The sequence below is a fragment of the Conexibacter sp. JCM 18997 genome (assembly GCF_055391915.1).
Genome location: NZ_AP043885.1, coordinates 1,560,642 through 1,581,382, shown reverse-complemented (window position 1 = coordinate 1,581,382; position 20,741 = coordinate 1,560,642). Strand labels below are relative to the sequence as shown.

At 72.1% G+C, this 20,741-nt stretch carries 20 protein-coding genes; 14 read left to right on the top strand and 6 right to left on the bottom strand.

From position 1 onward, the window contains the following. The first annotated feature begins 89 nt into the window (after nucleotides 1-89). The 3 genes from ACZ5UI_RS08225 to ACZ5UI_RS08215 are packed head-to-tail and all read left to right on the top strand — an operon-like array spanning nucleotide 90 to nucleotide 2,531. A complete protein-coding gene (locus tag ACZ5UI_RS08225; protein WP_464196100.1) occupies nucleotides 90-275 on the top strand; it encodes a hypothetical protein in 186 nt (61 codons plus the stop codon). 17 nt (nucleotides 276-292) lie between these two features. Continuing rightward, nucleotides 293-2,050, top strand: coding sequence for a glycoside hydrolase family 2 protein (locus ACZ5UI_RS08220; RefSeq protein WP_464196098.1), 1,758 nt, complete (start codon nucleotides 293-295; stop codon nucleotides 2,048-2,050). Nucleotides 2,051-2,060: 10 nt separating this feature from the next. After that, a complete protein-coding gene (locus tag ACZ5UI_RS08215) occupies nucleotides 2,061-2,531 on the top strand; it encodes a group II truncated hemoglobin (protein ID WP_464196096.1) in 471 nt (156 codons plus the stop codon). A gap of 2 nt (nucleotides 2,532-2,533) precedes the next feature. On the opposite strand, the gene ACZ5UI_RS08210 is transcribed toward ACZ5UI_RS08215, so the two are convergent. The 3 genes from ACZ5UI_RS08210 to ACZ5UI_RS08200 all read right to left on the bottom strand — a co-directional run bounded on the left by ACZ5UI_RS08210 (nucleotide 2,534) and on the right by ACZ5UI_RS08200 (nucleotide 5,554). Further along, complete coding sequence (locus ACZ5UI_RS08210) at nucleotides 2,534-3,400, bottom strand: PASTA domain-containing protein (RefSeq protein WP_464196094.1); 867 nt, start codon at nucleotides 3,398-3,400, stop codon at nucleotides 2,534-2,536. Nucleotides 3,401-3,468: 68 nt separating this feature from the next. Then, nucleotides 3,469-4,878, bottom strand: a complete 1,410-nt coding sequence (locus ACZ5UI_RS08205; protein WP_464196092.1) for a sensor histidine kinase — start codon at nucleotides 4,876-4,878, stop codon at nucleotides 3,469-3,471. Next, entirely contained in the window at nucleotides 4,871-5,554 is a 684-nt protein-coding gene (locus ACZ5UI_RS08200) for a response regulator transcription factor (RefSeq protein WP_464196090.1), read from the bottom strand. The genes ACZ5UI_RS08205 and ACZ5UI_RS08200 overlap by 8 nt, the downstream gene beginning before the upstream one ends. Before the next feature lie 66 nt (nucleotides 5,555-5,620). On the opposite strand from ACZ5UI_RS08200, the gene ACZ5UI_RS08195 reads away from it, so the two are divergent. From ACZ5UI_RS08195 to ACZ5UI_RS08185, 3 genes are read left to right on the top strand one after another with little or no spacing between them, the layout of a single operon-like run. Then, nucleotides 5,621-8,110 (top strand): FtsK/SpoIIIE family DNA translocase, encoded by a 2,490-nt coding sequence (locus ACZ5UI_RS08195; protein ID WP_464196088.1) that lies wholly within the window; start codon nucleotides 5,621-5,623, stop codon nucleotides 8,108-8,110. Nucleotides 8,111-8,120: 10 nt separating this feature from the next. Next, nucleotides 8,121-8,888, top strand: coding sequence for a helix-turn-helix domain-containing protein (locus ACZ5UI_RS08190; protein ID WP_464196086.1), 768 nt, complete (start codon nucleotides 8,121-8,123; stop codon nucleotides 8,886-8,888). Continuing rightward, entirely contained in the window at nucleotides 8,885-10,180 is a 1,296-nt protein-coding gene (locus ACZ5UI_RS08185; RefSeq protein ID WP_464196084.1) for a competence/damage-inducible protein A, read from the top strand. Before ACZ5UI_RS08190 ends, ACZ5UI_RS08185 begins: the two co-directional genes overlap by 4 nt. 4 nt (nucleotides 10,181-10,184) lie before the next feature. On the opposite strand, the gene ACZ5UI_RS08180 is transcribed toward ACZ5UI_RS08185, so the two are convergent. Next, the gene (locus tag ACZ5UI_RS08180) at nucleotides 10,185-10,778 is read right to left on the bottom strand and encodes a TetR/AcrR family transcriptional regulator (RefSeq protein ID WP_464196082.1); all 594 of its coding nucleotides are present in this window, start codon (nucleotides 10,776-10,778) and stop codon (nucleotides 10,185-10,187) included. A gap of 315 nt (nucleotides 10,779-11,093) precedes the next feature. On the opposite strand from ACZ5UI_RS08180, the gene recA reads away from it, so the two are divergent. The 6 genes from recA (at nucleotide 11,094) to ACZ5UI_RS08150 (ending at nucleotide 16,551) form a co-directional block, all read left to right on the top strand. Then, nucleotides 11,094-12,191: a recombinase RecA gene (gene recA / locus ACZ5UI_RS08175; protein WP_464196080.1), complete on the top strand. Its 1,098-nt coding sequence runs from the start codon at nucleotides 11,094-11,096 to the stop codon at nucleotides 12,189-12,191. Nucleotides 12,192-12,204: 13 nt separating this feature from the next. Further along, nucleotides 12,205-12,732, top strand: a complete 528-nt coding sequence (locus tag ACZ5UI_RS08170; RefSeq protein WP_464196078.1) for a regulatory protein RecX — start codon at nucleotides 12,205-12,207, stop codon at nucleotides 12,730-12,732. Between the two features lie 9 nt (nucleotides 12,733-12,741). Beyond that, entirely contained in the window at nucleotides 12,742-13,428 is a 687-nt protein-coding gene (locus ACZ5UI_RS08165; RefSeq protein ID WP_464196076.1) for an MBL fold metallo-hydrolase, read from the top strand. A 330-nt stretch (nucleotides 13,429-13,758) separates the two neighbouring features. Beyond that, nucleotides 13,759-15,192 carry a ribonuclease Y gene (rny, locus tag ACZ5UI_RS08160; RefSeq protein ID WP_464196074.1) on the top strand — a complete coding sequence of 478 codons (1,434 nt, stop codon included), beginning with the start codon at nucleotides 13,759-13,761 and terminating at the stop codon, nucleotides 15,190-15,192. After that, nucleotides 15,189-15,692, top strand: a complete 504-nt coding sequence (locus ACZ5UI_RS08155; RefSeq protein WP_464196072.1) for a GNAT family N-acetyltransferase — start codon at nucleotides 15,189-15,191, stop codon at nucleotides 15,690-15,692. Before rny ends, ACZ5UI_RS08155 begins: the two co-directional genes overlap by 4 nt. Nucleotides 15,693-15,921: 229 nt before the next feature. Continuing rightward, a complete protein-coding gene (locus ACZ5UI_RS08150) occupies nucleotides 15,922-16,551 on the top strand; it encodes a TetR/AcrR family transcriptional regulator (protein ID WP_464196070.1) in 630 nt (209 codons plus the stop codon). Here the strand turns inward: ACZ5UI_RS08150 and ACZ5UI_RS08145 are convergent. After that, nucleotides 16,548-17,570 carry an amidohydrolase family protein gene (locus ACZ5UI_RS08145; protein ID WP_464196068.1) on the bottom strand — a complete coding sequence of 341 codons (1,023 nt, stop codon included), beginning with the start codon at nucleotides 17,568-17,570 and terminating at the stop codon, nucleotides 16,548-16,550. The genes ACZ5UI_RS08150 and ACZ5UI_RS08145 overlap by 4 nt on opposite strands. A gap of 201 nt (nucleotides 17,571-17,771) precedes the next feature. Further along, the gene (locus ACZ5UI_RS08140) at nucleotides 17,772-18,470 is read right to left on the bottom strand and encodes a hypothetical protein (RefSeq protein ID WP_464196066.1); all 699 of its coding nucleotides are present in this window, start codon (nucleotides 18,468-18,470) and stop codon (nucleotides 17,772-17,774) included. Between the two features lie 57 nt (nucleotides 18,471-18,527). Here ACZ5UI_RS08140 and ACZ5UI_RS08135 point away from each other — a divergent pair, with 57 nt between their 5' ends. Together ACZ5UI_RS08135 and ACZ5UI_RS08130 are read left to right on the top strand one after the other, a co-directional pair. Continuing rightward, a complete protein-coding gene (locus ACZ5UI_RS08135) occupies nucleotides 18,528-19,643 on the top strand; it encodes an alpha/beta fold hydrolase (RefSeq protein ID WP_464196064.1) in 1,116 nt (371 codons plus the stop codon). A gap of 609 nt (nucleotides 19,644-20,252) precedes the next feature. Continuing rightward, nucleotides 20,253-20,645, top strand: a complete 393-nt coding sequence (locus ACZ5UI_RS08130) for a hypothetical protein (protein ID WP_464196062.1) — start codon at nucleotides 20,253-20,255, stop codon at nucleotides 20,643-20,645. Nucleotides 20,646-20,741: the final 96 nt, after the last annotated feature.

The window sequence follows — 20,741 nt, the reverse complement described above, 5'->3', positions numbered from 1 at the left end:
GTGCGGGAAGCGGTTGAAGGAGAAGCAGACGCTAGCGACTTGCAATTGTGACCCGCTGACGAGAGCCGTCTTCGCCGATAATGCGTGCGATGGCTTCCGAGGACGACTGCGGCGTGTGCGCGGGCGGTGCTCCCGCGCTGATCCCGCGCGACGGCCGGCTGGTCTTCACCGGCTCGGGGCGCACGCTGGACGATGTGGTGGCCGCACTGGAGCGTGGCGAGGACGTCGATCCCGTCGAGGAGCGCATCGCGCTGGCGCATCTCGAGCGCGGCTAGCGGGTTCCAGCCGCGAGATGCGACGCCTGCTGATCGCCGCGCTGCTGGCCGGCCTGGGCGTGCCCGCGACCGCGACCGCGGCGGCGGCGCCGACGGTGCCGGTCGAGCGGGCGCTGTACGCCGACGGTCCCACCGGCCGCTACCTGCTCGACGCGGGCTGGGCGTCGCGGCCGGCCGGCTCGGCGCGGTGGCGAGCGGTGTCGGTGCCCAACGCGTTCAACGCCCGCGACCTGACGGCGCGCGGCTTCCGCGCCGGCGTGTGGTGGTACCGCGAGCGGTTCGTCGCTCCGCCGACCGACGCCGCGACCACCGGCTGGGCGCTGCGCTTCGAGGCGGTCAACCGGCGGGCGGAGGTATGGCTCAACGGCCAGCGCCTGGGCGCGCACGAGGGCGCCTACGCGCCGTTCGAGCTCGCGGCGTCCGCGTTGCGCCCGGGGGTGAACACGCTCCTGGTCAAGGTCGATGGGCGCCAGAGCCCACGGGTGCTGCCGCCCTCGACCCGTCCGCGGGGCTGGTGGAACTCGGCGGGCATCCTGCGCGAGGTCTACCTGCGTCGGCTGACCGGGTTCGACACGACGCAGCTGGCCATCGACGCCGCTCCCGGCGGGCCCGCGACGATGGGCGCCACGGTCACCAACACCGCTGGCGTCGCGGCCGACCTGACCTGGACCCTGGAGGCCTCGGGACCCGGCGGGTTCGCGACGCGCCTGAGCGGCGACGCCGGGACCGTCGCGCCCGGCGCCAGCGTGCCGCTCAGCGCCTCGCTGGAGATCCCGGCTGCGCTGCTGTGGGGTCCGGGACACCCCAACCTGTACGACGCGACGCTGACGGTCGCGGGCGGCCAGACGCGTGAGACGCACTTCGGCGTGCGCGCCTGGAGCGTCATCGACGGCCGCGCCCAGCTCAACGGCGAGCCGCTGGCGCTGCGCGGCGCGAGCTTCCACGAGGACAGCGCCGCCCGCGGCGCGGCCCTAACGCCGGCCGATCGGGCCGAGCTGATCGGCGAGCTGCGGGCCATCGGCGCGACCTTCACGCGCGAGCACTACCCGCCGCACCCGGCACTGCTGGAGGCCTTCGACCGTCTCGGCATCGTCGTGTGGGAGCAGGTGCCGGTGTGGCGTCTGACCGGCGCGCAGCTGGCCGGGCCGCTCGGCGACCAGGGACTCGCGCTGCTGCGCGAGACCGTCCCGCGCGACCGCTCGCACGCGTCGGTGATGGCCTGGAGCGTGGAGAACGAGACGCAGGAGGGCGGCGCGGGCGAGCGCACCTACGTGCGGCGCGCGGCGCAGCTGGTGCGCTCGCTGGACCCGACGCGCCTGGTCGCCGCCGACGCTTCGCTCAGCCCGCTGGACGGCGTCTCGCCGGCGCTGGGCGAGCTGGACGCGATCGGCCTCAACGAGTACGTGGGCTGGTACGGCGGCACCCTGCCGGGGACGCTGCGCGCGCTGCTGGGCCAGGCCGCTGCGCGCTTCCCCGCGCCCGCGCTGTTCATCACCGAGACCGGGGCCGAGGCCAACCGCTCGGGCGACGCGCGGACCAAGGGCACCTACGCCTTCCAGCAGCGTTTCCTGGACCGGACCTTCGGCGTGCTCGACGCCGATCCGCGCCTGTCGGGCGCGCTCGTCTGGGCGCTGCGCGACTTCCCGGTGCGGCCCGGCTGGACCGGCGGCAACCCCCGGCCGGCGCCGCCGATCAACTTCAAGGGCGTCTACCGGCGCGCCGGCAGCCCCAAGCCGGCCGCCGGCGCGGTTCGGCGGAGCTTCGCCGGGGAGTAGCGTTCTGCCGATGGCCGCCGAGGGAACGCCCACGATCTTCGAATGGGCCGGCGGCCGCGACGCGTTCCGCGCCTGGCTGGAGCGCTTCTACGATCTCGTCGAGGCCGACGAGCTGCTCGGGCCGGTGTTCGGCGGCACCGTCTCGCGCGAGCACCGCGACCACGTGCTGGACTGGTGGAGCGAGGTGATGGGCGGCCCGGCGACGTACACCGAGCGGCGCGGTGGCTACGAGCACATGCTGGCCCGCCACCGCGACCTGGGCATCGCCGACGAGCAGCGCCTGCGCTTCGTCACGCTGCTCAGCCGCGCGGCCGACGATGCCGGCCTGCCCGCCGACCCCGAGTTCCGCGCCGCGATCATGGGCTACGCCGAGTGGGGGAGCCGCCTGGCGCTGCACAACTCCCAGCCGGGCGCCGAGGTCGCGCCCCACGCGCCGGTCCCCCGCTGGGGCTGGGGCGTCGCGCCGCCGTATCAGCCCTGAAGTCAGCGCGGACGCGCACGCACCGTGATCGTCACCTTGGTGCCCTCCGCGCCGGTGGTGCCGGCCACGGGTGACGTGCCCAGCACGACGCCGCTCTTCCCCGACGCGCGGCGCTGGCGCACGGCGCCCAGGGCGCAGTGCGCGGCGACGAGCTTCCCTCGGGCCGCGCTGACCGACAGGCCGCGCAGCCGCGGGACGACGCACTGCGTGGCCGTGCCCACGGGGGTGGCCGCCGGGGCTGTCGGCGTGGGGGCCGGTGTTGGTGCACCGGGCGCCGGACGGACCGACAGGACGAACGGTGGGTCGCCCGGCTTCTGGGCGTAGTCGAAGTAGTTGTTCGCGAGCCCAGGAGGGTCGGTGAAGATCGCGCCGGGAGGCGCTTGCTGCGAGTAGGCGATGACGCGGATCGTCGATGTCCCGGCGACGCCGACCATGCTCGCCGCGACCGCCACGGCGAATGGGCCCGCGGCGGGGAGCGCCGTGATCGTCTGCCCGAAGCGATCGACGAGCTGCCCTTGTCCGTCGTTGGTCAGGGTGAGCCCGAACTCCACGCCGGCGAGCGGCCCATTCGGTCGTCCGGTAGCCGGGTTGTTGTCGACGTCCAGCCACCAATAGAGCCGATCGGCCGAGAGCAGCCCCGAGGGGCGGTTGGCGATCGCGTCGGTCATCAGCAGCGTGCAAGCGGCGTCGACGGAGGCTGTGACGTTGGCGATCTCCGGCGGGTGGAGGTACTTGCCGTCGTTGTCAGCGTCGGTGATCGTGACCGCGTCGGGCGTGCAGGACGCCGCCAAGGCGTTGCTGGGCGCGACAAGCGCCAAGGTCACCAGCGCTGCGGCGCAGGCGCCGATCGGGACGAGTCGTCGGCGCATTCGGTCTCCGTACCTTGAGTGGATCGCCGACATGCTACGGGCGGCGCAACACCCGCGTCGAACGGGGCCTAGCGGGCCAAGGCCGGCGCGCTGGGGGCGATGTCGCCCTCGACCGCAGAGTTGGCCGCGGGGATGCGCACGACGAAGCGTGCGCCGTGGCCGTCCTCGCCCTCGCCGACGGTGACCTCGCCGCCGTGGCTCTGGGCCACGGCGCGGACGATGGCCAGGCCCAGGCCGGAGGAGCCGGCCACCTCGCCGCCACCGCGGACGAAGCGCTCGAAGATGCGAGCGCGGTCCTCCTCGGGGATGCCGGGGCCGTCGTCGATCACCTCGAGGACCGCGTCGTCGCCCTCGCGGCGCAGGCTCGCGTGGACGTGCGTGCCCCCGGGGGTGTGCTTGATCGCGTTGTCCATCAGGTTCAGCGCGACGCGGTGCAGGTCGTCGCGGGCGCCCACGACCACGACCGGCTCGACGTCGACGGTCAGGTCGTGATCGCCGGTCACGGGCTCCAGCTCGCCCGCGGCGGCGACCACGGCGCGTGACAGGTCGAACGGCTCGCGGATCGACTCGCGGCCCACGTCGGCGCGGGCCAGCAGCAGCAGGTCGGCCACCAGCCGGCGCATGCGGCGCGACGAGCGCAGCGCGGACTTGGCCGCGTCGCCCTGGTCGCCGTCCAGCGTCTCGGCCAGCAGCTCGAGGTTGGCCAGGACGGAGGTCAGCGGCGTGCGCAGCTCGTGGGACGCGTCGGCCACGAACTCGCGCTGGCGGATCAGCGCCGCCTCGGTCTCGTGGGCGCTGGCGTCGAGCGCCCGGAGCATGCGGTCCAGCGTGCGGGCCAGCTCGGCGATCTCGTCGTCGGCCCGGGGCACGGGGACCGAGCGGCCCGGGTCGCGCGTGCGGCGGATCTCCTCGGCCCGCGCGGTCAGCGCGGCGATCGGGGCCATCGCCCGCTGGGCGATGGCCAGGCCGGCCAGCAGCGCCAGTGCCGTGCCGCCCAGGACGCCGAAGATCAGGAACAGGCGCACGCGCTCCAGCGTCGACTCCATGTCCGACACGCGGCGCGCGTACTGGACGAGCACGATGCCCGCCGGCTGCAGCTGCACCGGGCGCGTCTCGACGCGGTACCCGTCGACCTCCTGGGTCTGCACGAACGGGTCGGAACCGGTCAGCGCCGGGGCGTCCTTCGTCGTGCGCAGCGCGCGCCCGTCCTGGGTCAGCAGCCGGATGACGGCGTGACCGGACCCCGCGTACAGGTCCAGCATCGACTGCGACGGCTTGACCAGGCGGTCGTTCTCGATGCGGATCGAGATGTCGTCGCGCAGGTTGATGACGCCGGCGGCGACGTCGTGTTCGAAGTCCGAGCGGATGCGGTCCTGCGTCAGCTCACCGACCACCAGCGCGAACGTGCACAAGATCGCGAAGGTGAGGATCGCGGTCGTGCCGGCCAGTCGCCAGCGGATCGGTACCCGCTCAAGCACGCAGGACGTACCCCGCGCCGCGGATCGTGTGCAGCAGCCGCGGCTCGCCGCCCGCCTCCAGCTTGCGGCGCAGGTTCGACACGAACACCTCGATCGTGTTCGTCGTCGAGAACGGGTCGTAACCCCACACCTCGTCGAGCAGGCGCTGGCGCGACACGACGATGCGCTCGTTGCGCATGAGGAACTCCAGCAGCTCGAACTCGCGCTGGGTCAGCTCGATGTCGCGCTCGGTGCGCCGCACCTCGTGGGTGTCGGGATTCAGCGTCAGATCGCCGACGACCAGGTTGGCCTCCCCGCGGGGCGGGCGCCGGCGCAGCAGGGCGCGCATGCGCGCCAGCAGCTCCTGGCGCTCGAACGGCTTGACCAGGTAGTCGTCGGCGCCCGAGTCCAGGCCCTCGACGCGCGACTCCAGGGCGTCGCGCGCGGTGAGCATCAGGATCGGGATGTCGCCGTCAGAGCGGATCTGCTGCGCGACCGCGATCCCGTCGACCTTGGGCAGGCCCAGATCGAGCAGCACGAGGTCGGGGAGGAACTGGCGAACGTCGTCCAGGGCCACCGCACCATCGCGCGAGATGCGCACGTCGTAGCCCTCCAGACGCAGCGAGCGTTGCAGAGCGAGCGCGATGTCCTCGTCGTCCTCGACGACGAGCACGCGCGGAGAGCGTCCTTCGGACATTCAGCGATGGTACGTCGGAACCTAAAGAGCAGGCAATAGCGACCGCGCGTCGAAGAAGCGCGCCTGATGGCCGCCACGAAGAAGAAGCCCGCTCCACGGAAGTCGAAGCCCCGCACGCGGGCCCGTCGCTCACCCGCGCGCAAGCCGGTCCTCGAGCAACGCCAGCTCGACCTGATCGGCCTGGGGCTCGTCGCCCTGGGCATCTTCCTGGCGTTCCTGCTGTGGGGCGGCTGGCAGGGCGGCCGCGCCGGCGCCGGGCTGGTCGACGGCCTCGGCCTGATCATCGGCACCGTCCGCTACCTGGCCCCCCTGGCGCTGTTCGTCGCCGGCGGCCTGGTCATCCTGCGCCCGGTGCTGCCCGCGGTGCGGCCCTTTCGCTCCGGGGGCATCTGCCTGCTCGGCGGGCTGACGCTGGCCCTGGCCGCGGGCACGTTCGGCCTGGGGCCCGGCGGCTCGCAGGTCTCGTGGGACGCCGACTGGCTCAAGGACCGCGGTGGCGCGGTCGGCGAGAGCCTGTACTGGGTGACCAGCACGCTGCTGGGCACGGTCGGCAGCCACATCGTCGCGCTGTTCCTGTTCCTGGCCGCCGTGCTGCTGCTCACCGGCGCGTCCGTCGCGGGCGTCCTGAAGGCCACGCACTCGCAGGTGTCGGACACGACGCGTTCGCTGCGCGCGGCCAAGCCGGCCGCCGCGAAGGCGACGCGCAGCCGGCGCGTCACCGTGCCCGAGCCCGACGACGAGCCGCGCGTGACCCGCGGGGGCAGGAAGCGCCCGGTCGAGGACCTGCAGGAGCGCTTCGCCGACGTCTTCGAGGACGAGCCGTCGCTGGTCTCCGACCCGATCGAGGAGCGCCCGTTCTTCGACGAGCCCGCCGAGCCGAGCGCCGCGCCGATCCTGGGGGACCCGGAGCCGCTGTTCGAGGAGCCGATCGAGGACGAGGACCTCGAGGAGCCCGAGCTCGACGAGGACGTCGCGCAGGTGCTGGAGATCGGCCCCGACGACATCACGCCCCAGGGCCGCTACCGCGCCTCGGTCACCGACCACCCCGACTTCGTGTGGAAGCGTCCGTCCACGCGCGTGCTGCCGCGCTCGACCGCGGCGCAGATCAAGCCCGACACCGCCGGCCAGGAGAAGACCGCGCTCGCGCTGATCGAGGCGCTGGGCCACTTCGGCGTCGACGCGAAGGTCGTCGGCACCGTCGCCGGCCCGCACATCACCCGCTACGAGGTGCGCCTCGCCCCCGGCGTGAAGATGAGCAAGGTGGCCAACCTCAAGGACGACCTGGCCTACGCGCTGGCGGCCACCGACATCCGCATCCTGGCGCCCATCCCCGGCAAGACCGCCGTCGGCGTCGAGGTCCCCAACGAGAACCGCAAGATCGTCCAGCTGGGCGACGTGATGAGCGACAAGCCCGAGGACTGGTCGCCGCTGACCGTGTGGCTGGGCAAGGACGTGGCCGGGCGCGCGATCGGCGCGGACCTGGCCAAGATGCCCCACCTGCTCGTCGCCGGCACCACCGGCGCCGGCAAGTCCGCGTGCGTCAACGCGATGCTCAGCTCGGTGCTGCTCAACGCGACCCCGCACGAGGTGCGCCTCGTGCTGGTCGACCCCAAGCAGGTCGAGCTCAACCACTACGAGGGCATCCCGCACCTACTCACCCCGGTGATCACGCATCCGCGCGTGGCCGCCAACGCGCTCCAGAACCTGGTCAAGGAGATGGAGGAGCGCTACTCGATCATGTCGATGTCCAAGACGCGGTCGCTGCCCGAGCTCAACCGCCGGCGCGAGGACCGGGGCGAGACCGCGCTGCCCTACATCCTGTGCGTGATCGACGAGCTCGCCGACCTGATGATGGTCGCGCCCGCCGACGTCGAGGACTCGATCATCCGCCTGGCCCAGAAGGCCCGCGCGGTCGGCATCCACCTGGTGCTGGCCACGCAGTCCCCGCGCGTGGACGTGATCACCGGCATGATCAAGGCCAACGTGCCGTCGCGCATCGCCTTCGCCGTGAGCTCGCAGACCGACTCGCGCGTGATCCTCGACCAGAACGGCGCCGAGTCGCTGCTGGGCAAGGGCGACATGCTCTTCTCGCCGGTCGGCTCGTCCAAGCTGCAGCGCATCCAGGGCGCCTACATCGACGAGCCGCAGATCGAGACGATCACGGAGTTCTGGCGCAAGCAGGGCGAGCCCGAGCTGCGCGAGGACCTGCTGGAGGAGATCGAGGACGAGTCGCCGCCCGAGGAGGCCAGCGGCCCCGACGACTTCGATCCGGACGAGGATCCGCTGCTGGAGGACGCGATCCGGCTCGTGGCCGAGATGGGCACGGCCTCCACGTCGATGCTCCAGCGGCGCCTGCGGCTGGGCTACACGCGCGCCGGCCGCCTGATCGACATGCTCGAGCGCCGCAACGTGATCTCCGGCTACGAGGGGTCCAAGCCGCGCCAGGTGCTGGTCGGCCCCGCCGACGCGGAGCGCTTCATCGCCGCGCTGCGCGACACCCAGGGGAGCGGCGACGCGCCAGAGGCGCAGCCCGTCCCCGTTCCGGACGACGAGTAGCCTCACGCCCATGGCCGAGATCGGCGCAACGTTGCGGGAAGCGCGCATGCGCGCCCGCATCGACATCTCGGAGATCGAGGCCCAGACGAAGATCCGGGCCAAGTACCTGCGCGCCCTGGAGAACGAGGAGTGGGACCTGCTGCCCGGTCCCACGTACGTCAAGAGCTTCCTGCGCACCTACGCGGACGCGCTCGGGCTGGACGGCCGGCGGCTGGTCGAGGAGTACAAGCTCCAGCACGAGCGCCTCAGCGACGTCGAGCTGCAGCCGATCGCGCCGCCGGGCCAGCGCCGGACCCAGGGCGACCAGCGCGGGTCGGCCTGGAAGCGCGTGTGGATCGGCATCGTGGCCCTCGCCGTGCTGGTCGGCGCGCTGTGGATCCTGGGCCGCGGCGGCAACGACGACACCCCGACGACCAGCGTCGCGTCGACCACGACGACCGAGCAGCGGCCCACGACGACCGAGACCACGCCGGAGAAGAAGACGCCCGCCAAGCCGAAGAAGATCCGTCTGCAGGTCGATCCCCAGGCCGCGGTCTACGTCTGCCTGGAGGCCGACGGCAAGCCGGTCATCAACCAGCTCGTGCTCGAGCCGGGCGCCACCTCGGACACCTTCAAGGCCAAGCGCTTCGACATCACGCTCGGCAACGGCTCGGCCGTCATCCGGGTCAACGGCAAGGCCTTCGACGTCCCTGACTCCTCCGTGCCGCTGGGCTACCGGTTCACCTCCAAGGGGCGCACCGAGCTGTCCGAGGCGCGCCGCCCGACCTGCGCGACGTGAGCGCTCGCGCCGGCATCGTCGTCACGGGCACCGAGGTGCTGACCGGGCGCGTGCTCGACCGCAACGGCGGCTGGATCTCCGAGCAGCTGGCCGGGCTGGGCGTCGATCACGCCCACACGATCGTCGTCGGCGACCGCGACGCCGACATGCTCAGCGCGCTGCGGTTCTTCGCCGACGCCGGGATGGACGTGGTGGTCACCAGCGGTGGCCTGGGGCCGACCGAGGACGACCGCACCGCGCACATCGTGGGGGAGTTCCAGGGCCGCGAGATGGTGCTCGACGCGGCCACCGAGGAGAAGATCGCCGAGATCCTGCGCCGGCTGCGCCGCCGGTGGGCCGGTTCCGGCCTCGACGAGGAAGCGATCATGGCGGCCAACCGCAAGCAGGCGGTGGTGCCGGCGGGCGCGGAGATCCTCGATCCGATCGGGACGGCGCCCGGGCTCGTGGTGCCGCCGGCCGAGGGCGCGACCGGTCCCGTCGTGGTGGTGCTGCCCGGACCGCCGCGCGAGCTGCAACCGATGTGGGAGGCCGTGCGCTCCAGCCCGGCGTTCCTGGCGGCGATCGCGGGGGCCACGACCTACCGCTCGCAGATGCTGCGGCTGTTCGGCATCCCCGAGTCGGAGATCGCCGAGACGCTGCGCCGGGCGCGCGAGAGCGGCATCGACATCGACACGCTGGAGATCACCACGTGCCTGCGCCGCGGCGAGATCGAGATCGTCACGCGCTGGGAGCCCGCCGCGCAGGCCACCTACGACGCGTTCGCCGCCTTCGTGCGTGAGCGTCACGCCGACACGCTGTTCTCCGACGACGGCCGCACGGTCGACGAGCAGGTGGCCGATCTGCTGCGCTCCAGCGGGCGCACGGTCGCCACGTGCGAGTCGTGCACCGGCGGGCTGCTGGCCGGGCGCCTGACCGAGCTGAGCGGCTCGTCGGACTACTTCCCGGGCGGTCTGGTGACCTACGCCAACGATGCCAAGGCGGCGCTGGCCGGGGTGCCGGCCGACCTGATCGCGCGGGTCGGCGCGGTGTCCCAGGAGGTCGCCGAGGCGATGGCCGACGGGGCCAGACGGGCGCTGGGCGCCTCGATCGGGATCGGCATCACCGGGGTCGCGGGGCCGGGCGGCGGCTCGCCGGAGAAGCCGGTCGGGACCGTCTGGTTCTCGATCAGCGACGAGACCGGGCGGATCACGCGACGCGTGCAGCTGCCCGGCGGGCGCTTCGACGTGCGCGACCGCTCGACGACGGTGGCGCTGCACCTGCTGCGCCGGCTGTTGCTGGGCGAGCGCGACTAGCTGCTTACGCGACCGACTGCACGGCGGGCACGCACTCGCGCACGACGGCGATGAGCGTGGTCGTCAGCAGCCGCTCGGTCTGCGGACGGGTGGCCCGGCCGCCGAGCCACTCGCGCACGGCCACGGTCATGAAGCCGATGTAGGAGCGCAGGCAGACGCGCGTCTCGGGCGTGTCGTGCAGCACGTCGATGTTGAGCTGGATGATGCGCTCGATGTTCAGCTCGATCCCCATGCGCAGCAGCTCCAGCGCGTCGGAGTCGGGGATCACCTGGCCCATGATCGCCAGCCACAGGTGCGTGTTCTCCTCGACCACGTCCAGGTAGGCGACGCAGTTGGCCGCGACGCGCTCCTCGAAGGGCATCTCCAGCCCGTGGTTGCGCACGCTGGCCATCGTGGAGCCGAACTCGGCCGCCACGGTCAGGAAGATGTCGTGGACGCCGCCGCAGTAGTGATGGACCAGCGCGCGGGTCACGCCGGAGGCGCGGGCGATGTCGGCCGTGGTGACGTCACCGTACGTGCGCTCGGCGAACAGGTCGCGTGCGTGATCGAGGATGTCACGGCGCCGAGCCGTGGGGTCCATGCGGCGTCTCTGGGGCATTCCGGGGAGAGAACCTATTTCACCGAGCGCCATCGCGCTCGGGTGACTTTGGTGTGGCGGGCGCGGCATCGGTGCGTGAACCCCTTCACTTTGCTCGGTTAGCACTCGGAAAGTACTGCGTTTGGCGGGGGCGGTGTGGGAAGCCGGGTGCCGACGTGCGTGGGCGAACTGGGCGCGCTGCCGCGCGGCGGGGCTGGAATGGGTTGCGTTGTCGCCATTTCGCCGCACTTTTGATGCGAACAGGTGTTTCCCTGTGATCCGTCCGGTGCCACGCTCACCATGTGTCCAGTCCAACGAAGAATGGGAAGACTTGAGATGAGCGTCACCGAGCAGGAGAAGGCCGCGAAGGCCCGCGACGCTGCCCTCCAGGGGGCGCTCGCGCAGATCGACAAGCAGTTCGGCACCGGCTCCGTCATGCGCATGGGGGACGAGGGTGCTCGCGTGAAGGTCAGCGCGGTTCCCACGGGCGCGTTGTCGCTCGACCTCGCGCTGGGGATCGGCGGCGTGCCGCGCGGACGCATCGTCGAGGTCTTCGGCCCGGAGTCGTCGGGCAAGACCACGCTGATCTACCACATCCTCGCCGAGGCGCAGAAGCTGGGCGGCGTGTGCGCGTTCATCGACGCCGAGCACGCGATGGACCCGCTGTACGCCCAGCGCATCGGGCTGGACATCGACGAGCTGCTCGTCTCCCAGCCGGACTACGGCGAGCAGGCGCTGGAGATCGCCGACATGCTCGTGCGCTCCAACGCCGTCGACGTGATCGCCGTCGACTCCGTCGCCGCGCTGACCCCGCGAGCCGAGCTCGAGGGCCAGATGGGCGATCAGACGGTGGGCCTGCAGGCGCGCATGATGAGCCAGGCGATGCGCAAGCTGGCCGGCAACCTGAACCGCACCCAGACGCTCTGCATCTTCACGAACCAGATCCGCGAGAAGGTCGGCGTGATGTTCGGCTCGCCGGAGACGCAGCCGGGTGGCCGCGCGCTGAAGTTCTACGCGTCCCAGCGCCTGGACATCCGGCGCATCGAGACGCTCAAGGACGGCACCGAGGCGGTCGGCAACCGCGTGCGCGTGAAGGTCGTCAAGAACAAGGTCGCGCCGCCGTTCCGCCAGGCCGAGTTCGACATCGAGTTCGGCAAGGGCATCTCGACCTCGGGTTGCGTGCTGGACCTGGGCATCGAGCACGACATCGTCAGCAAGTCCGGCTCGTTCTTCTCCTACGACGGTGAGCGGCTGGGACAGGGGCGCAACAACGCCAAGCTGTTCCTGGACGAGCACCCCGAGGTGCGCGAGGAGATCCAGGGCAAGGTCTACGCGGCGCTGGGCTTCGACCCGGACGGTGTGACCCCGATCGACGCCGGCGAGGACATCGCACCGGAGATGCCCGAGGACGGGCTGCTCGTGGCCGACGTCTGAGCCTGCCGTCGTCATGAACTTCTCGATCGGCGACGACGAGCTCGGCGCTGCGGCGCCGGCGGATCCCGCGGTGCGCCTGCAGCGAGCGATGGACGCGGCCTTCCGCTACCTGTCGCGCCGGGACCGCACGGTCACCGAGGTGCGACGCCACCTCGAGGACAAGCGGGTCGAGCCGGACGAGATCGAGCAGGCCGTGGCCGAGCTGCAGGCCCAGGGCTACCTCGACGACGCGCGATACGCGCGGCTGTACGCCGAGGATCGGCGAGCGCTGGATGGGTGGGGACCCGACCGGATCGCTCGCCGGCTCGCGCAGGCGGGTGTCGGCCCCGACGATGTCGAGGCCGCGCTCGCCGGGCGTGGGCCTGACGAGGAGCTGGAGGCGGCGGTCGAGGTGCTGCGCACGAAGCTGCGCGTGGCTCCGGATGACGAGCGGGGGCGTGAGCGCGCGCTCGGCCTGCTGGTCCGTCGCGGCTACGCGCTGGAGATGGCCTACGACGCCGTGCGGGCGTTTGCCCGTGAGGCGTCCGCCGTCGGCGACTGAGCCGGCGCCGTGCCCGCCGCGCTGACGGAGATCGCGCCGGACATCTGGCACTGGACGGAGCGCCATCCCGAGTGGCATCCGCAGCAGCGGGGCGACTTCGGGGCCGAGGTGGGCAGCTACGCGCTGCGGGTGGGTGCCGACACGTTGCTGGTCGACCCGCTGTTCGATCCGCAGGGCGAGCCGCCCGCCGGTCTGGACGCTATCGTCGCAGCGGGGCAGGCGCTGTTGATCGCCATCACCATCGGCTACCACGTGCGCTCCACCGAGGCGGCCTGGCGCCGGTGGGGCGAGGAGCATGCCGTGACGATCCTCGCCCACGAGCGGGTCGCCGCGCGGCTGCCCGACGACGCGCCGCTGCAGGCCATCACACCGACCGACGCGCTCCCGCACGGCCTCAGCGCCCACGCGATCGGCAACCCGCGGCGCAACGAGATGCCGATCTACGTGCCCCAGCACCGCGCGCTGGCGATCGGCGACGCGATCGTGGCCGAGCCGGCCGGCGAGCTGCGCGTGTGGGTGCAGCACGAGCTCACCGAGCAGCGGCGGGCCTGGTACCGCGACCGGCTCGCGCCCTCGCTGGAACCGCTGGCCGCGCTCGACCTCGAGCGCGTGCTCGTCACGCACGGCGCGCCGGTGCTGGCCGGCGGATCCGCCGCGCTGGCCCGCGCGATCGCCGCCGACCCCTGGAACGGGTGAGTGGTCGAGACCCCTTTCGACCCTCGTTCGATTGCGCACAAGCCCCGTCAGGGCTAGGATGCCGAGCAGCGAACGATTGTGGCCCGCAAGGGCATGAAACCGCAGCAAATGACCCGGTTCTGACACTCCGGACCAAGACGTGACGATGCCAGCCCAACCTTTCCTCGGGCCAAGGACCCGAGGCTGTCGACGAATCACCCGCTGTCGCGCCGTCTGCTGAACCGCGGCCCTGAGTCGCGCCGTTGTGTCGTCCCTGCAGTGCCCCGTCGAACGCTCTAACGCTGACTATGGACCTGACGCCCGCTCCAGGGCGAAAGGAGTGAAACGGGGATGGAGATTCTTATTGCGGCCGCGCTGCTCGCCGTGGGCATCGTCGCCGCAGCCGCGCTGCTGAGCCGAGGGCGCGGAAGCGCACCGCCGGCCGCGCGCGCCGAGGCCTCGGCCGTGCGCGCGCAGGTGGCCGCCGACTCCGCGCGCGTGGGCGCCGACGACCTCGACCGCCAACGCCAGGAGATCGAGCGCCGGGGCACGGAGATCGAGAAACGCGCCGCCGAGGTCGACGCGGATCGCCAGCAGCTGGCCGAGGCCCGCGAGCGGCTGGGTCGCGATCGGTCGCTGCTGCAGCGCGAGCTCGAGCGCGTCTCGGGGCTCAGCGCCTCGCAGGCCAAGTCGATCCTGCTCAAGGACATCGAGGACGAGGCGCGCCACGCGCACGCCAAGATCCTGCGCCAGGTCGAGGAGGAGACCAAGCGCGAGGCCGAGCGGCGGGTGCGCTCGATCCTGTCGATCGCCATGCAGCGCCTGGCCGGCAGCCACGCGGCCGAGACGACGGTCTCCGTCGTGCAGTTGCAGGCCGACGACATGAAGGGCCGCATCATCGGCCGCGAGGGGCGCAACATCCGCGCCCTGGAGAACCTCACCGGCGTCGACTTCATCATCGACGACACGCCCAACGCCGTCGTGCTCTCAGGCTTCGACGGCGTGCGCCGCGAGATCGCCCGGATGACGCTCGAGCGGCTGCTGGCCGACGGGCGCATCCACCCGGCCCGCATCGAGGAGACCTACTACCAGGCCAAGTCCGAGCTCGAGAGCCACATCGAGCAGGAGGGCGAGGCCGCCGTGCTCGAAGCGAACGTCGGAGGCTTGGATCCCGACCTGATCAAGCTGCTCGGCCGCCTGAAGTACCGCACGAGCTACGGCCAGAACGTGCTCGCCCACTCGGTCGAGACCGCCCACCTGGCCGCGATGATGGCCGACGAGCTCGGCGCGTCGGCCAAGACGGCCCGCCGGGCCGCGCTGCTGCACGACATCGGGAAGGCCGTCTCACACGAGGTCGAAGGTCCGCACGCGATCGTCGGGGGAGACCTGGCCCGGCGCCACGGCGAGCCCGAGGCGGTCGTGCACGCGATGGAGGCCCACCACAACGAGGTCGAGCCCCAGACCGTCGAGGCGGTCATCGTCCAGGCCGCGGATGCGCTCTCGGGCGCCCGCCCGGGCGCCCGCGGCGAGTCGCTGGAGCAGTACGTCAAGCGCCTGCGCGAGCTCGAGAAGATCGCCACCCGCCACGACGGCGTCGACAAGGTCTACGCGATGCAGGCCGGCCGCGAGATCCGCGTGATGGTCCAGCCCGGCGCGATCGACGACGACGCCGCGGTCGTGCTCTCCCACGAGATCGCCCGCGAGATCGAGAAGGAGCTCGAGTACCCGGGCCAGATCAAGGTCACCGTCATCCGCGAGTCGCGGGCGGTCGAGTACGCCCGGTGAGCGCGCCGACGTTCCGCCGCCTCGTCGCCACCGACGAGGCGGTCGTGCGCGGCTGGATCGAGGCCTACCTGGTGGAGCACGTGGGCTGGTGGCTGGCCGCACGGGGTCTCGACCGCGATCCGGCCGCGGTGGTGCGTGAGCGCGGCCTGGTCGAGCGCGACTGGCACGAGCTGACCGAGCCCGACGACCGTCGCCGCGTGGAGATCGCCGAGCTCGACGGCGTCCCGGTGGGGATCGTCCGCGCCGCCCTGCGCGAGGACCGCCACATGGGCGTCCTGGGCGGCGTGCTGGAGTGGCTGGCCGTCGCCCCGACCGCGCGCGGACGCGGCATCGCCGGCCAGCTCGTCCACCGCGCGACGGCGTGGTTCGACGCCAACGGCGCCGACGGGGCGGAGGTCTTCGTCACCGCCACCAACGGCGCGGCGGTCCGGGCCTACCAGGCCGCCGGCTTCGTCACGGTCGACGCGCGCATGATCCGGCCGCGGGCCCCCGACCGATGAGTCTCCGGCGCCGTCGCGGTCCGAGACAGTGACGACCGACGGCAACTGAGGAGCACGCCATGCCCGCCACGTACACGTTCGACGTCTCCATCGGTCTCGGTCGTTCGTGCGGATGCTGGGCGAGAGCACCGCGGCGTCCGAGGTCCAGGAGCTCGTCTACCGGCCCACGCCGCCTGATCGCGCCGAGGGGCCAGGGTGCGCGGGTCGCCCCGCATGTACCCTCGCGGCAGTGACGACGAGGACCGATGCGCCGGCCAATCGCCTGACGCGACGACGCGAGCTCACTCGGTCGCAGCTGCTGGACGCCGCGCGTGAGCTGTTCGCCCGCAAGGGCGTCGATGCCACGGCCGTGGCGGAGATCACCGAGCACGCCGACGTGGGCGCCGGCTCGTTCTACAACCACTTCGCGGACAAGGAGGCCATCCTGGCCGCGATCCTCACCGAGACCGCCGAGTCCAACGGCCGGCGCGTCGACGAGCTGACCGCGCCGCTGACCGATCCGGCCGAGGTCATCTCCGTCGCGCATCGCCACTTCGTGCGGCTGGCGCAGGCGGACCCGACCTTCGCGCTGCTGGTGGTCCGCCTCGACCTCTCCCACCGCGCGCTGAGCACGACGCTCGGCCCGCGCGCGATCGAGGACATCGAAGCCGGTGTGGCCGCCGGACGCTTCGACGTGGCTGACGTCCCCGTCGCCCTGCACGCGATGGGCGGAGCGCTGATCGGCGTCATGCGCGGCGTCATCGACGGCGAGGTCGGCCCCGAGGCGGACGTCCAGCACGCGGAGGGCGTGCTGCGCAGCCTCGGCGTCCCGAAGAAGCAGGCGGCGACGATCGCCCGCCGCCCGATGCCCGGGGCCTAGCGCGCGACCGCGCGGGCGACGCGTGGGAACGCCTTGCGGGCGTTCAGGCGATCGATCGCGCGGCGTTGGGCGTTGGTGAACGTGTCGCTGAGCTGCGGCTGCGGATCTCCCTTGGCCGTGAACAGCCGCGCGGCGAAGGGCCAGTCGGTGCCGAAGACGATGTGCTCGCTGGGCGCCATCGCGCCGACCGCCTCGAGCTCGGGGCCATCGCCGATGAGCGCGGTGTCGTAGGTCTGCGCCGCGAGCTGGCGCTCGGCCGACGTGCGGTCGAGCACCGCGGATCCGGCCGGCAGGCCGATGGCCGGACCGAAGGCCTTCGCGTTGGCCGCCAGCGCCGTCAGACGCGACCGGAGCATGGGGACGACGCCGCCTCCGTGGGCGAAGTGCCACCGGATGCCCGGGTACCGCGCGAACGCGCCGTTGAACATCAGCGAGATGATCGTGCGTGCCGTGTCGAACGGGAACTCGGCCACGAAGTCGGGGATCGAGTAGGCGGGGCGATCGTCGGCCTCCACGGCCGTCGGATGCACGAAGACCCAGGCGTGACGGCGGTTGAGCTCGTCCAGGAGCGGCGCGAACAGCGGGTCACCCAGGTAGCGGCCACCGGCGCTCGACAGCAGCCCGACGCCGTCGTGGTGCAGCACGTCCAGGGCCCGGGCGGCTTCGGCGGTGGCCGCCGCGACGTCGGTCAGCGGCAGGAAGGCCAGCGCGCCGAAGCGCTTGGGGTTGGCCCGCACCACGTCGGCGACGTAGTCGTTGCAGGCCTGGGCCAGCGCGAAGGCCTCGGCCGGGTCCTCCACGAACCGCACGCCCGGATCGGACAGCGACAGCATCTGGAACGCGATGTCGTGGTCGTCCATGAAGGCCAGCGCCAGCTCCGGCGACCACGACGGGATGGGCAGGCTGGAGAGCGTCGTGATGTTGCGGTCGGCGAGCGCCCTCAGGTAGGCCGGAGCGAGGTAGTGGGCGTGCATGTCGATGCGTCGGCGCTCGCGGTACGGCGTGCGTCGGGCGGCCACCGCGGGTGCGGCGCCGGCGGTCGTCAGGGCGACGGCCGCGGCGGAAGCCGTACCGAGAAAGGCGCGGCGACTGGCACGCGCGCCGGGGGTCTCCGCCTGGGGATCCATCGAGCTCTCCTCCAAGAGATCGCGGAGCGGGGCTCCGCTGGTTTCTGAGCGAACGTACCAGAATCGAGAGAAGGCTCGAAAGTGAGACTGCTCTCAGTCGCTTGTGGTGTGTCCGCCGGACCGCGCCTGGGCCAGCGCGGCGAAGACGCCCATGAAGTCGGGATTGCGGCACGCGTCGAGCGCCGCGTCGAGGTCGCGGCCGACGAGCGCGTCGATCAGGCGGGCGACGGCAGCGGTGTGCCGGTCGACGGCGTCGCGCCACTCGAGGTCGATCGGGAGGTCGGCGCCCTGGAGGCCGGCGATCTGCGTGCGCAGCAGCGCGGCGACCATCACGGTGAGGACGCCGGTGGGCGCCAACGTGGCGACCGTGGCGAAGACCTCGAGGCTGGCCCGGACGAAGCCGCGCAGATCCGCGTTGGTGGCCGCCGTGAGCCCGGCGAACGCGTCGCGCAGCCGTTGCGTCCCGGCGTCGTCGAGCGACGCGATCGCGTCCTGCAGGAAGAGCGGAACCAGCGCGTCCAGCACGCGCGCGACCTGCCAGAAGCTCTGGTCGGCGGTGGACAGGTGGTGGACGTCGCGCAGCATCGCGGCGAGGGCCGACTTCTCACCCGCGAACACGCCTCCGCCCGGCCCGGGGCGCACGACGATCTCCCCGGTGGCCTGGAGGAGACGCAGGGCCTCGTGCAGCGTGCCCACCGAGACGCCGGACATCGCGCGTAGGTCGTCGCGGCTGCCCAGTCGCGTGCCGGCCGGGGCCTGGCGGGCGGCCTCGCCGATCAGCTCGGCGGCCACCTCGGCTCGGCGGCGCGGTTTGAATTGTTCATGAGGATTCACGCTACGGTATCGTTCATGAAGAATAGCGATCCGCTGGCCGAGGGACTGACCCGCCGGCATGCACTCATCGCCGGCGCGGGGGCGCTCGTCGCCTGCGGCGGGGCCCGCCGCAACACGGCCAGCGCCGCACCGGCCGCCGCACCGACCGCCGACTACGCCGACCCGTGGCATGCCAGGGTGAGCGCCGCGGGCTACCGACCACGAACGGCGCGGATCGGCGACGTCCGCTTCAGCTACGTCGAGGGGCCGGACAACGGCCCGCCGCTGGTGCTGCTGCACGCCCAGCAGATGGACTGGTTCAGCTACAGCCGGGTCCTGCCGACGCTGGCGAAGTCCTTCCACGTCTTCGACGTCGACTACCAGGGCCACGGGCAGACCACGACGTCCGACGACTACCCGATGAACGCCGGCCGGATCGGCGCCGACCTGGGCACGTTCATCACGAAGGTCGTCAAGGCACCGGCGTACGTGACCGGCAACTCCTCCGGCGGCCTGCTCACCGCGTGGCTCGCGGCGAACCGGCCGCACCTGGTCAAGGCCGCGCTGCTGGAGGACCCGCCGCTGTTCGCCTCCGAGTACCCGCGCATCAAGCAGACCATCGCCTACCGCGACTTCGTGGTCAGCACGGCCGGCGTCCAGCAGCACGTCGACGACTTCCTGCTGTTCTGGATCGCGGAGAGCAAGCCGTTCTTCGAGAAGAACATCGGGCCCGGCTCCGCGGACCTGCTCATCACCGCGGTCACCGCGGAGCGAGCCGCTCACCCCGGCCGACCAGTCGAGCTGACCGTCATCGCGGACGACACGATCCGCCTCTTCCTGCGCGGCATGGACCACCAGTACGACCCGCGTTTCGGCGCGGCCTTCGCCGACGGCACGTGGAACAAGGGCTTCGACCACGCCCAGGCCCTACGGGAGATCAGGCGGCCGACCATGCTGCTGAAGGCGAACTCGACCTGGGTGGACGACCACATCCTCTACGGCGCGATGAGCGATCGCGACGCGGCCAAGGCGAAGTCGCTGCTGCGCCACGGCACCTACCGCCGGATCGACGCGACCCACGTCACCCACCTCGACAAGCCCACGGAGTTCACGCGGATCCTCGAGCGCTTCTTCCTGGCCGATCACGCGTAGGTCGACCACGTGTCTCTACGCTTCGGGTCCGATGGCCGTGCCCGGTACGCAGAAGCGCTTCCACGTGACCACGTGGTCGTGAAACTGCAGATGCGACCGACGGGACACGAGTGCACGGCTTGTGCGATCGATGATCGATGCGCATGATTCGTCCGTGGGGTTGCCTGGCGAATCGATCCCGATCGTTGTCGAGCCGCTCGAGCTGCCTCGGCCGGTGCATGCCCCTGTGCCCGCGGGTCCCGAGCCCGCGGCGCCGGACGCCGCTCCGAACATCAGGCCTGTGCCGGCGTGAGCGCCGTCCCCACCTACAGCCAGTGCGTTGTCGGCTACCGGGCCTGGAACGCGGACGCGAAAGGTCGCCTGTGGCCGATCAGCGACGGCCGCCGTCCGTGGGTCCCGGGGATCAACACCGCGCGCTGCAACTGTGACGCCACGGGCTCATTGCGGCTCGAGTGGTCGACTTGGGATGGACGACGCCGGCTGGAACCGGCCCCCCAGCACGACGCGCCCGCTGCGGACTGCGAGTGTGGCCTGTACTCGTGGCGGCGACCGAGGCAGGCATGGTCGGAGCCCCGACCGAGCGACACACCGCCTCGAGTGGTGGGAGCCGTGGCGTCCTGGGGCCTCCTCCATGTCCACGATGCTGGCTTCCGCGCGCAGCATGCGTGTGTCGTGACGTTGGCGCACCGCGCGGACATCGACGCGGCTGCCTTCGCAGCGCTCACAGCGATCGCGCGTCGCTACCGCGCGGATCTCGTGCCGCTGGCGGTGCTCGAGCACGCGGCGGCCGAGCATGGCGCCGCTCTCGCCGATCATGTTCGACCGACACCCGCGACCGCACCGACGCAGCAGGTCGAGGAGCAGCGACCGCCGACGGCGGTAGGGCCTGCGCCCGACGCGCGTCCGGAAGACGTCGGATCTCCGATCGCGTTGGGCTTCGACGGCCGACCACTGAAGCACTCGGGCCTGGGCTTCAACGGCGGCAGCGTCAGTGGTTGCTGACTGCGGCGCAGCGGCGATCACCCCCAAGGCGATGATGCCGACGAGCGTCTGGCTCGGGATCCCGTCCCCGTAGCCCTTGCCTTCGGCGTAGAGCCA